Genomic DNA, 13,025 nt, shown 5'->3' with positions numbered 1-13,025 from the left:
TCGATTATTTAAAATAAAGATTGATAATTTATAATAAAGTTTGATTAAAATCTTGTTTTTACAGGATTTTTTTCTTTAACTATAGGGGCAGGATAGTTTAAGTAGGTTTATTACGATAGTTCCTCATTTGTAAGTTAGTTTTCTCAATAAATCTCTCCGGTTTAGCATAAAGAGAAACATTAATTTTAACTAGGAACAGGTTTATTTAATCATGGAAGAACGTTTTAACATTAACATAAAGGTTTCTTTGTGTCTGTTATAATAAAATTAAAAGGATGAGCTGTTAATTTATAACAGAAAGAAGGGATTGTTTGGTGACGTATAAAAACATAATCTCAACAATTGGTCGTGGAAATAAGTTAAGTCGCTGTACGGATGCTGACGGTAATACCTTCAGTCGAGAAGAAATTGTTGATAGTTGGAAATTTGCGTACCAGGAGAGAATATCTCGAAACCAAGGTGAAATTGGTTTGCGTTTGCCTCAATTTGGAGCATTATCTGCAATTCGTGCACATTGGGCGACATCAAGTTCTCCAGCAACAATTGTCTTACCTACTGGAACAGGCAAGTCTGAAACAATGTATGCTACGATTATTTCTGAAAGAATATCTACAACACTAATTATTGTACCGTCTAATCTCCTGAGGGAACAAATTTTTGAAGGAGCGAGTCATTTCGGTATACTTCGAAAATTAGAAATGATTTCTGATGAAGTTATTTATCCGACTACTTTTCTTTACAAATCAAAAGTAGAAGTTAAGGATGAAATAACTATGATTTATGCACTTGAGGAGGCTAATATAGTTGTTTCAACTCCCGGTATGATTAAGAAAATGCCTTCATCCGTTTGGGATAAACTTGTAGAAAAAGTAGAAGTTGTAATCTTTGATGAAGCGCATCATCTCGTAGCTCCTGAGTGGGGAACGGTAAGAGAAAGATTTTTAGGAAAGAAGATTCTACAATTTACTGCAACTCCATTTAGAAATGATGGCAAAAAGGTTGATGGTAAAATAATTTTCAATTATGGTTTGGCACTGGCGCAAAAAGCAGGATATTTTAAGCCAATCGACTTTTATCCAATTCAAGAATTTGACGAGCGAAAGTCTGATGAGGAAATCGCAAAAATTGCAATACAGCATTTGGGGGAAGATCTGGAACAAGGGTACGAGCATGTACTTCTAGCGAGAGCGAAGAGCCGTAAACGTGCTGATGAGTTATATGAAAAAATATACTCTCAATATAAAGAGTATAATCCAGTTGTAATTCACACAGGCATTCCACTTGCACAGAGAAATAAATACTTGAAACAGGTTAAAGATGGTATTGCAAAAATAGTGGTATGTGTAGATATGTTTGGTGAAGGCATAGATATTCCAACACTTAAAATTGCGGCAATTCATGATAAATATAAGTCCCTTCCAATTACACTTCAATTTATTGGGCGATTCGCTCGAACAAGTGGAAATAATTTAGGTAATGCAAAGCTCATTACAAATGTGGCGATGGATGATTTGAAGGAATCGATTGAAGAGTTATATCGTCAAGATTCTGATTGGAATCAACTTCTTAATATACATTCTCATCAAGCAATCGATAAAGAAGTTGAACTCAATGAATTCTTTGGTAAGTTTGAAAAAGGCCATGTAAAGGAGATAGATCTATCCCAACTAAAGATGAAAATAAGTACCCGAATGTTTCGATACCAATCAAAAAGATTTTTTGTAGATGGATGGAAACAAGTTTTGGATTCAGATAGAACAACACCATTAATAAATGAGGAAGACTCTGTTTACATTTTTATTGAGGAAATTGAAAAAAAAGTAGTCTGGTCAGATCAAAAGGATATAGTGGAATATGATTATGATTTCTTTGTGTTGTTTTTTGATGAAGAGAATGGAATCATTCATATAAACGAAACTGATGCTGGGAAAGGAAATCAGCTTGTGGAAAGTATTTTTCCGAAAGCATTAGCAATCAAGGGTGATTCAATATATCGTAGTTTAGATGGAATAAATCGATTGATGATTGGAACTTTAGGGTTGAAGCAACAACCTAGCGGAAGGATTAGCTTTAGAATGTTTGCTGGTACTGATATTAAGTCTGGAATCAATGAGGCTGTTGTGTCTGGTTCGACTAAATCTAATTTATTCGGTTATGGATATCAAGATGGGGGACGCATTAGTATTGGATGCTCGTATAAAGGAAAAGTCTGGATGCGCTGGGTAGAACGGATAAATTTTTGGACAGATTGGTGTCAGAATATAGGGAAGAAGATTTTGGATGAAACTATTGACACCAATTATATATTAAATAATTCACTCGCTTTAGAAGTTATTAAGGAATTTCCAGATGGTGTACCTTATAAAATTTTGTTGCCAGAACTAATTGAAATTTCCAATTCTTCTACAAAGCAGTTATATATCACTAAGGAACAAAAGACATTTCCTTTTTTTCAAACAGAATTAAAGAATCCTGGTTTAGTTGATGGAAACCTTCGCTTCGAATTTAGGATAAATGAAAGAAAATTTATCTTTGAGCAGATTATAAATGAGACTTCATACAGTTTCAAGCAAATTGAAGGTGAGGAGTTGTTAGTCAAATCCGGTAGCAAAATTGTTAAAATGTCTAATTATCTGTACGACTATTCACCGGAAATATCGTTTATACAAAGCGATGGAACGATTATAGTAGTTCAAGAAAATTTGAAAACAGTTATCAAACCAAAAAGTGGCATAGAATTGCCATTAGATTCTTTATTTGCTATCAACTGGACTGACTTAGGAGTCGATATTAACTCAGAATCTCAAGGAAAAGGAAGAAAGACTGATTCAATTCAATACGCTACGATACATCATATTGTAGATCAGACAGCAGATATTATTTTCGATGATGATGGTTCTGGGGAAATTGCAGATGTAGTTTCGGTCAAAATTGATATGGAACAGCGAAAAGTTGTATTTCACCTCTACCATTGTAAATACTCACACGGGGAACGTCCAGGTGCTCGTGTTTCAGACCTCTATGAAGTATGTGGACAAGCTGAAAAATCAATTATGTGGAATGATAATGTCTTAGAAATTGTTCAAAGAATGATTGAACGAGAAAATATGAGACAGAGAAACTACGATGAAACACGGTTTGAGAAGGGAGATTTGCAAACTTTACACATGTTGAAAAAGATGGTTAAATCAGGTTTTGAAACGGAATTTGAAATATCTGTTGTTCAGCCAGGAGTCTCGATTTCGGAGATTACAAATTCAATGAAACAAATTATCTTGGCAACTGATACTTATTTAAAGGATACTTATGGCTTGCAATTAACATGTTATTTTAGTATTTAATAACCGTTTTGTTTCTATTTATATGCTAAAAACATAATAAATTCTAAATTGCTTCAGAGCAAGGTATTAACAGGATTATCCTTAATTAATCGGGAGTCCCTTTCTTTATGTCGTTATAGGGGTCACCGTATCATCTCGGGAGAATTGTACGTTTAGTAAAAATAGTCGGTTGTTTTAGATTATCTTTTCTTAATTTGAATGTTCTTCTCACGAAGGGGGCGAAGATTATCGAGAGTGATACGCTGTTTTAAATTTCATACGTAATCACCTGTCAAATTAATGTGTTGCCAACCTAACGGTGAAAGATGTTTTAAGTGTTCTTCGGGAATTTCCATTCCGTTGGCATATAAAGTTTCTACGGCACGAGATAAATAAACAGTGTTCCATGCGATAATAGCAGCTACGATCAGTGTTAGTCCACTCGCCCGATAAAACTGATCTTTATACGATCGATCCCGTACCTCACCCAATCGGTTAAAGAATACCGCACGACCTAGCGAATTCCTTGATTCCACTTTATTTAAACCAATTTGAACTCGCCGGCGAAGTTCTGGACTTTGCAGCCACTTCAAAGTGTATAAACTTCTCTCGATCCGTCCGATTTCACGTAGGGCTACGGACAAGCCATTTTGACGTGGATAGGAACTAATATTTTTCAGAATCTTTGTGAAGAAATACACTTAAACAATAGGGGGATATTGTTTAAGATCAATGATAGAAAATGATCAAACTTTTTTATAAAACTGAAACTTAAATATGCTAGAGAAGAATCCATTTTGATCAATCTTTTTTTCAAAATGGATTCTTCTTATTTACCGTAAAATACGGGTTTGTAAGGTGTTTTTGATCAAACTTTATTTCAAAGCAACAGTTAAGATGTTGTTCAACTAACCTCCCTTTGTTTTAGCAACTATCTTAACTATCCCATTAGGGTACACTCTATTGATATATAATTATTTTAATAGACTGAATTTTATAGAAATGAGTTGAAACAAATGAAAATTGCAAGAGGAAGAGAATTACTTACACCGGATCAGAGACAAACTCTCATGCAAATTCCAGAAGATGAGTGGATAATGGGAACCTACTATACTTTTTCCAAACGAGATTTAGAAATCATAAATAAGCGAAGAAGAGAAGAAAACCGTTTGGGGTTTGCAGTTCAATTAGCCGTTCTTCGGTATCCCGGTTGGCCTTACACTCATATTAAAGGCATCCCTGAATCCGTTATACATTACATAGCAAAACAAATTGGTGCCACTCCATTTTCGCTAAGTCTTTATCCTCAAAGAGAAAATACACTTTGGGATCATTTGAAAGAAATTCGTATTGAATACGACTTTGTAACTTTCACTCTAAAAGAATATCGAATGACATTTAAACACCTTCATCAGTTAGCCTTGGAGAATGGAGATGCCATTCATTTACTACACGAATGTGTAGAATTTTTGAGGAAAAACCGAATTATACAACCTGCTATTACTACAATCGAAAGAAATGGTGTGGGAAGCAAGAGCAATGGCTGAAAAGAGGATATATAACACCGTTAGTCAATCTTTAACAAATGCTCAAAAAGGGAAGCTTGAAGAGATCATTACTTCGCAACATCAATCCGAATCCAATAAAACGATATTAGGTTGGTTAAAAGAACCACCCGGTCATCCGTCACCTGAAACATTTTTAAAAATAATAGAAAGGCTTGAATTTATACGAGGAATAAAATTAGAGACGGTTACAATTGATCATTTACATCGGAATCGCCTGCTACAGCTTTCTCGCTTAGGTTCAAGGTATGAGCCATATGCCTTCCGTGACTTTCAGGAAAATAAACGTTATTCAATATTAACTGTATATTTATTACATCTTACTCAAGAGTTAACAGATAAAGCTTTCGAAATTCATGATCGACAAATACTTAGCCTGTTATCGAAAGGTCGTAAGGCTCAAGAAGAAATTCAAAAGCAAAACGGTAAGAAGCTGAATGAAAAAATAATACACTTTACCAACATCGGACAAGCATTGATTAAAGCAAAAAAAGAGAAATTAGACGTTTTTGAGGTTTTAGAATCTGTTATTGAATGGAACTCTTTTGTCTCTTCTGTAGAAGAAGCTCAGGAACTTGCTCGGCCAGTCGACTATGATTATTTAGACTTATTGCAAAAACGATTTTATTCACTTAGAAAGTATACACCGACCCTATTAAGGGTATTGGAATTTCATTCTACAAAGGCAAATGAACCACTTTTACAGGCTGTCGAGATTATACGAGGAATGAACGAATCCGGAAAGCGAAAAGTACCTAACGAATCACCTGTGGATTTTATTTCAAATCGTTGGAAAAAGCACTTATATGAGGATGACGGCACAATCAATCGTCATTATTATGAAATGGCTGTTTTAACGGAACTAAGGGAACATGTTCGAGCTGGGGATGTTTCCATTGTAGGCAGCAGACAGTATAGAGATTTTGAAGAATATTTGTTTTCAGAAGATACGTGGAATCAAACCAAAGAGAATACGAGGTTATCAGTTAGTTTATCATTCGATGACTATATTACAGAGAGAACAAATAGTCTTCAAGAAAGACTGAGATGGTTATCTGCCAATTGGAACAAGTTAGAGGGAATTTCCCTTGAGAAAGGAAAACTTTCAATTGCACGGTTAGAAAAAGATGTTCCAGAAGAAGCAAAAAAATTTAGTGCAAACCTTTATCAGATGCTACCAAGGATAAAATTAACCGATCTACTTATGGACGTTGCTCATATAACAAGATTTCATGAGCAATTTACTCATGCTTCTAATAATCGAAAACCAGATAGAGAAGAAACCATCATTATCATGGCTGCCCTTTTAGGAATGGGGATGAATATTGGATTGAGTAAGATGACTGAAGCAACTCCCGGACTCACGTATAAGCAATTAGCCAACGTATCTCAATGGCGAATGCATGAAGATGCCATGAATAAAGCTCAAGCCGTATTAGTTAATTTTCACCACAAGTTAGATTTGTCTTCCTATTGGGGAGACGGTACAACATCTTCATCAGATGGAATGAGAATGCAACTGGGAGTTTCATCTCTACATGCAGATGCAAACCCACATTACGGAACTGGTAAGGGAACCACCATCTACAGATTTACGAGTGATCAGTTTTCTTCTTACTATACAAAGATCATTCATACTAATTCAAGGGATGCCATTCATGTTTTGGATGGTTTATTGCATCACGAGACCGACTTAAATATAGAAGAGCATTACACAGACACAGCTGGTTATACAGATCAAATTTTTGGATTAACCCATCTTTTAGGATTTAAGTTTGCTCCAAGGATAAGAGATCTATCGGACTCAAAGCTATTTACAATAGACAAGGCAAGCGAGTATCCAAAATTAGAGTCCATATTACGTGGTCAAATAAATACAAAGGTGATAAAAGAAAATTATGAGGATGTTTTGCGACTAGCCCATTCTATAAAAGAAGGTACCGTCTCGGCATCACTTATTATGGGAAAACTAGGTTCTTACTCTAGACAAAACAGCTTAGCTACAGCTTTACGTGAAATGGGAAGAATAGAAAAAACGATCTTTATTCTGAATTACATTTCAAATGAAGCTTTAAGAAGAAAAATACAAAAAGGATTAAATAAAGGAGAAGCGATGAATGGTCTCGCAAGAGCTATTTTCTTCGGAAAACAAGGAGAGCTTCGGGAACGAACCTTACAGCATCAATTACAAAGAGCTAGTGCTTTAAACATAATTATCAATGCCATTAGTGTTTGGAATACCCTACATTTAACAAAAGCGATTGAGTATCAAAAAGGATTCGGTAATTTTAATGAGGACTTGCTGCATTATATGTCCCCTTTAGGCTGGGAGCATATTAACTTACTTGGTGAATATCATTTTAATTCGGAGAAGATGGTTTCTTTAAATTCTTTAAGGCCATTAAAACTTTCTTAACGTTGTTAAAATTAGAGGAATCGTCAGGAAAATTTGCTTAGCGTTGTAAATCCGCATTTTCCTGACGCTACCCCTTTAATACCAAAGAGTCCACCAGCTTAGCCAGTGGACTCTTTTCATTATAACTTCTCTTTTATTGAACTAACGATTCCCTTGAGATAGTAATACTAGGTTACGGGGCGATGTCTTCCAGCACTTTTTCACGTGTTTCGATCATTCGCAATGCCAGTAAAGCACCGATGACAGCAACACAAGCAAAAAGAATAAACACGGAAGTAATCCCCTTAGCCCCTAATACGAACCCAACAATGGCGGGGGCTATAGCAGAAGCGAGACGTAACCATGCGGTAGCAAAAGCGGTACCAATGGCTCTCATCCGGGTTGGATATATTTCTGGCGTATAGAGGTAAAGGAGAACGGTGATGGTTCCCATGGCACCATAAGCTGCTGATCCTAGATATATTACACTCCCCGGAGTCTTAGCACCGTTAAACCAAAGTGTAGTAAGCAGTAAAGCCGCCACTAAAAATGCAACGGTAGCCCATCTTTTACGTCCAATCCTATCGACAAGAAATGCACAAGCGAAAACGGCGATGGTTTGAATAACGTTGGAAATCGATGCTGCTCGTAAAGATTCCGCGAGTGGAAGGTGATAAACTGTCTTATATAGACTTGGTAACCAGTTATTTAGTCCGTTGGAAACAAAATAGGCGGAAAACCATAGAGTCCAAACAAGTAAAGTTCTCCCCCGATAAAAGGATGAAAATAATTCCTTCCAATCCCCTTTTATGATCGCTTGAGGGGCATTCATTGTTACAGGCAGGCGTTTGTCCGTACTTGCTTCGATTTCTTCGATAACACGTTCAGCTTCATCAAATCGACCTTTAGAAATTAACCATCGAGGGGATTCTCTCAATTGAAAGAATAGTAAGAAAACTAAGAACCCACCTACACCACCGATAAGGAACATCCACTTCCAGCCTAAACTCGGTACGATCAAGGAACCGATTTGTGCGGTCATCATCAATCCAAGAGGGAAAATTAGCTCATATAGCATGAAAAAGCGTCCACGTCCGTGTGCACGTGAAAGCTCATTTATATAAGCTGCGGCAACAGGAACTTCACCGCCTACCCCAATCCCCTGTATAAAGCGAAGTAGAAGCAAAACATTGAAATTACCCGCAAACATACAGCCGATACTCATCACAGACATCAAAAGAATCGTCCATTTCGCACTATAAACGCGCCCGAAACGTTCTGCTAGCCAACCGAATAATATTGCACCCACCGCTTGTCCGAGATATCCGATACCAATTAAAATCCCGATTTGTCCCGGTGTCAACTTCCATAACCCAATTAATACGGGTAAAACGAACGCCAGAGATAATGCATCAAATGCATCGAAAAATGTGGCGCTCCCCATGATGACCCGCGGCTTGATATGCCAGCGGGAAAAAGGGATACTTTCAATACGTCCGATCAGTTCTGAAGCGCGATGCGATAGATTCACTTCATCTTTATGCTCGTTAACTTCCTTAATAATTTCCGAAGTATTTTGATTCAATTCCATACTCATACTAAAACCCTTCTTCCTCTATCGAAAATTAAAAATTGCACTAAAGTATGGATGAAACGTAATTTTATTGTCCCAATGGTTTTGTGAATCGTTTCAATATCTCACTCTTGTTATTTGAAAATGCTTTCATGAAAATTCAGACAGAATCCATCAAACTTTAATCACCGTGGTCCTTTTCATGTTTTGGATCTGGTATTAAATGATGATTTGGAACTGAAGTTGTTCCGCGATTAATGTATTCCATTTTGAATACTACATCTCTTTTTCTGATTTGTTTTCCTTGAAGCATATCCATGAGTATCGAAGTGGCTTTTCTTCCAATGCCGACTAAATCTACATGAACAGACGATAAAGAAGGAGTTATAAAATCAGAAATAGGAACATCATCCGCACCCACTACGGATAAGTCTTCAGGTACCTTTAACCCAATCATGGTAGCGGCTTTAATGACACCCATCGCTAAATAGTCTGAGGAACATACAACTCCAGTGATTTTTCTATGCTCCTTCAAAAAAGCTGCCATCACTTTGGTTGCTTTTAATACATCAAATTCACCGATTTCGAAAACATTTTCATGGGAAAAGTCTAATCCAAGTTCTAGCATCGTACTTTTGTATCCATTGAAACACCTTACACTATGCATGGAACTCATGGGTCCATTAATGATCCCGATGTTTTGATGTCCTAGCTGATAAAGAGCCTTTACCGCTTGTCTTATTCCGTCTTCGTCATCAGGACGTACACACGGAAATGGTGATTCTTCTAAATAACTCCCAACTACAACAATGGGTAAGCCAATACTTTTTAGCCACTCCAAGCTCAATTCCTCATTTCGAGGAGAAAATAGAATAACGCCATCAACAGATTGAGTTTCTAGCAGACGCTTTTGCTGCAAGGAAGTAAATGACATTAACATATTATAGTCGGTTTGATCAATTCCTTTTGCTACACCTTCCAATACAGTGGAAAAAAACGGGTTATTAAGTATGAACGAACCCCGTGGAACCACAACAGCAATATTTCCTGTGGTTCGTTTGGCTAATCCCCTAGCACCTAAATTGGGGCGATAGCCTATTTCCTCGGCTATTTTACGTATCCGTTCTGCTGTCTCATCGCCAACACCGGGTTTTCCACTCAACACTCGTGATACAGAAGCTGTTGAAACACCTGCTATACGCGCTATATCCTTTATGCTTACATTCACATTCCTTACCTCCGTAGGTCATCTAAATTCTCTATAATTATAAACCAGACCCACCTAAATGATAGAGGGGGATGGTTGTAAAATATCAACAACCACCCAAAGTAAGCTTCCTTATGCTTTAACGCTATCCTTTATTAATCCTACTTTTAGTAATCCTTGGCGAATTTCCTCTTTCTCCTGTTCAGTTAGAGGTAAAACAGGTCGTCTAGCATGGGAGCTGCTAATCAATCCACGTTGATACATGGCTTCTTTCATACGTAAATGAGAAGTGGAAGATGGTTCATCCATTTTATATACAGCCTGCTTTAATTCATAAATGCGATCATAAACGGTGTTAGCAGCAACTAGGTCTTGATTTTTAACCGCTTCCACTAGTTCCGCAATTAAATCAGGCACAAAACAACCAAAACCGACAAGTGCGCCATCAATGCCTTGCACTAAAGTAGGCAGCAGATATTCATCATGACACGTTAAAATCGTTACATCTGGAGCATTCTTTTTCAACGCTCTAACATTTACTTCATATTTATCGATGCTTCTATCACCGAGTTTGAAGGCTACAACATTTGGAATTTTAGCCATTCTTAACAGCTGATCCGTTGTATAGGATGCTTTTGTCCATGCTGGATACTGATGAACAACAATCGAAATATTAATGGCTTCTGCTACATCTTTAAAAAATTCAACTGTTGAGTCTGGCTGCATTCCAAATCGCAGCCATGAATGAGGAGGCATAAGTAGAATTCCTTCTCCTCCCGCTTTTTCAACGGCTTGAGCATGCTGAATGGCTTCGATACTTCCCTCTGCAGATACTCCCGAAATAACAGGAATACGACCCTTTAGCTCATCAACAGCAATCCGTACAGCCTCCGCACGTTCTTCTGGAAGTAAGGTCATGATTTCTCCGGTATGCCCATTTACAACGATACCGTTAATTCCTTCATGACTTGCCACCCATCGAACTAACGCACGAAATCCTTCTTCATCAATGGAATAATCATCTTTAAAAGGGATAAGAACTGCTGGAAATACACCGCTCCATTTCTTTTTGTCTTTCATTATTAAAATCCTCCTCTATTAGTGGTTTATTAGAATTATAGTAAACGTTTACGTAATTAATATTAATATGAAAGCGCATTAATGTCAACATATTTATTTTTTTCTGACAATAACGCATTAAAAATAACCTAAATATAAGGTTTTTACATGATATTAATGAATATTTTTACAATTATCTAATTTTATTTCAATATTTTTACAGTAAACGTTTAAGTTAAGTATTGCTATACAAAAAAAACTGCGACGCAGCACCACAGATGATGTAAGAAAACTTCGCTCCTACATGGGAGACCATCATGCCGCATAAATGTGGCACCATCAGAAAGATGAAAATACTAATTTTCAGGGTAGACCCCCATGCCGCATCATACGGCACCATCAAATGAATGAAAATATACTAACCCTGTCTAGTTTCCTCTACACCTGTCAATCCTTGTAATACGGCTGGCGAAGGAAGGTCGTTCGACTATGGTGCTTTGAGCCCGCAGGGTAGACTGACATACAACGACCAGGTGTACCACAAATTGTCGCTCTCTTGAAGAGAAGCACGCAGGATAGATTAATCTTAGTAGGTTTGTTGCACCAGCCTAGCCTATTTTCTATATCTATATAGGAAAGGAGCTAATTCTAAGTCAGGTTTAATTACATATTAAAGTGTATTCAGAAGGCTCAGCCTTTTTTTAAAAACCTTTTTGGTTGGGTCTACTTTTGTATTGCCTTTTTCAGATTTTGGGCAAGATATATTTTCAGGATAGCTTAATAAAAAAATCAACAATCAACTTTAAAAGAGATAAGCAAAAAAAAGAAAGCACCATAAAGGTGCCCTGTTTTATGCAAAGACTAATTTTTCTTCATCCGTGATTGTACAAGGATTTGATGTTCAATAAACGATTTTCTTACCTTTTAATGGACTGAGAATTTCTTCTATATCAAATTGAATACGGTTCGGTTCTTTTTCATCTGGTCTGTACCCTAATAGCTTATATACTTCTAGAATTTCCCCTGGGAATTGGGGAGTGAAGCCTCTCTTTCCTATTACGCGTTGGGAAGTGCGGGAAGTTAGCAAAGACCGTTTTGTTTCCTATCAGGGTAAACAGTATTCTGTACCTTTCCGGTACGTTGGGAAAAAAGTAAAAGTAAAGGAAACATTAAATCAGTACCTTGAAATTTATGATGACTTCGAATGCATTGCAAAACACCCACTTCTTATCGGGCAGCTCCGTTACCATGCGCAAATAGAGCATTATAAAGGGCTGAACGTGACAACTAACGGTTTGGCGACCCGTCACACTCAGCCCGATGCCCTTGAAGTGGAACAGCATTCCCTTCAGGTGTATGAACAACTAGAGGGAGGTGAATCACAATGAATACACCACTTCTACTTGAACGCTTAAAGAAAGTTGGCTGGCATCATACGGCCAATCAACTAGATGGCATAAGAATCAGTCATTCTGCTGGTGCTCTTTCACCATCTGGGCTTACTCGTGAAGAGTTAATTTGGCTGATTCAAGGAGCAGGGCGTATTCCTGTTGAACGTGACACCCATTATAACGAAATTAAAGTATTTTAATTTGGGCTCTACACCACGAAATGATCTTGACATGATTTAATAAGCTAGACGTTCTTGATTACACTCAAGAAGAATCCGTTGTTTATAATACAAAGGATTTCGTGTGAAGTAGTGGCGGCGCTGAAGGGCTTTAATTTTGTTATTGCGACCTTCCACGGTCGCATTGGTAAAACGAAGACGGTGATAATTAAGGATTTCCTGTTGCCAGTTGACCATCGTTTTTAGACAGGATTGGACCGCTTTATGTTGGATGAAACGGCCTTGATTAAGCCAACGCTCAAAACCTTTTACTGCATGAGCGAAAGTAGAAGAACG

6 protein-coding genes and 3 pseudogenes are annotated in these 13,025 nt (G+C 37.2%); 4 read left to right on the top strand and 5 right to left on the bottom strand.

What is annotated here, in order from left to right; translation table 11 throughout:
• Positions 1-314: 314 nt before the first annotated feature.
• Positions 315-3,341, top strand: a complete 3,027-nt coding sequence (locus MBEAL2_RS23730) for a DEAD/DEAH box helicase (RefSeq protein ID WP_052947959.1) — start codon at positions 315-317, stop codon at positions 3,339-3,341.
• Positions 3,342-3,520: 179 nt separating this feature from the next.
• Here MBEAL2_RS23730 and MBEAL2_RS23725 read toward each other — a convergent pair.
• Positions 3,521-4,003 (bottom strand): annotated as a pseudogene (locus MBEAL2_RS23725) (Tn3 family transposase); the annotation flags it as partial.
• Between the two features lie 333 nt (positions 4,004-4,336).
• Between MBEAL2_RS23725 and MBEAL2_RS23715 the strand changes: the two are divergent.
• Positions 4,337-7,301: pseudogene (locus MBEAL2_RS23715) on the top strand (Tn3 family transposase).
• 172 nt (positions 7,302-7,473) lie between these two features.
• On the opposite strand, the gene MBEAL2_RS23710 reads toward MBEAL2_RS23715, so the two are convergent.
• The 3 genes from MBEAL2_RS23710 to MBEAL2_RS23700 all read right to left on the bottom strand — a co-directional run bounded on the left by MBEAL2_RS23710 (position 7,474) and on the right by MBEAL2_RS23700 (position 11,140).
• Positions 7,474-8,877, bottom strand: coding sequence for an MFS transporter (locus MBEAL2_RS23710; RefSeq protein ID WP_047154712.1), 1,404 nt, complete (start codon positions 8,875-8,877; stop codon positions 7,474-7,476).
• A gap of 157 nt (positions 8,878-9,034) precedes the next feature.
• Positions 9,035-10,081, bottom strand: a complete 1,047-nt coding sequence (locus MBEAL2_RS23705) for a LacI family DNA-binding transcriptional regulator (protein ID WP_047154711.1) — start codon at positions 10,079-10,081, stop codon at positions 9,035-9,037.
• Between the two features lie 111 nt (positions 10,082-10,192).
• On the bottom strand, positions 10,193-11,140 hold the full coding sequence (locus MBEAL2_RS23700; protein ID WP_047154710.1) for a dihydrodipicolinate synthase family protein: 948 nt from the start codon (positions 11,138-11,140) through the stop codon (positions 10,193-10,195).
• Positions 11,141-12,156: 1,016 nt separating this feature from the next.
• Here MBEAL2_RS23700 and MBEAL2_RS23695 point away from each other — a divergent pair.
• Entirely contained in the window at positions 12,157-12,507 is a 351-nt protein-coding gene (locus MBEAL2_RS23695; RefSeq protein WP_052947958.1) for a Mu transposase domain-containing protein, read from the top strand.
• Positions 12,508-12,578: 71 nt separating this feature from the next.
• Positions 12,579-12,710 (top strand): annotated as a pseudogene (locus MBEAL2_RS31310) (aminofutalosine synthase MqnE); the annotation flags it as partial.
• Positions 12,711-12,746: 36 nt separating this feature from the next.
• Here MBEAL2_RS31310 and MBEAL2_RS32510 read toward each other — a convergent pair.
• On the bottom strand, positions 12,747-13,025 hold a 279-nt coding region (locus tag MBEAL2_RS32510), incomplete at its 5' end, for a transposase (RefSeq protein ID WP_082130136.1).

Source organism: Aneurinibacillus tyrosinisolvens (assembly GCF_001015055.1).
GTDB classification, from domain to species: domain Bacteria; phylum Bacillota; class Bacilli; order Aneurinibacillales; family Aneurinibacillaceae; genus Aneurinibacillus_A; species Aneurinibacillus_A tyrosinisolvens.
Note: the sequence above shows the minus strand (reverse complement) of the source record. Positions and strands in the feature narration are given on the sequence as shown.

Coding starts and splice junctions, on each gene's coding strand:
- MBEAL2_RS23710 (WP_047154712.1), bottom strand. CDS start 8,877: ATGAGTATGGAATTGAATCAAAATACTTCGGAAATTATTAAGGAAGTT.
- MBEAL2_RS23700 (WP_047154710.1), bottom strand. CDS start 11,140: ATGAAAGACAAAAAGAAATGGAGCGGTGTATTTCCAGCAGTTCTTATC.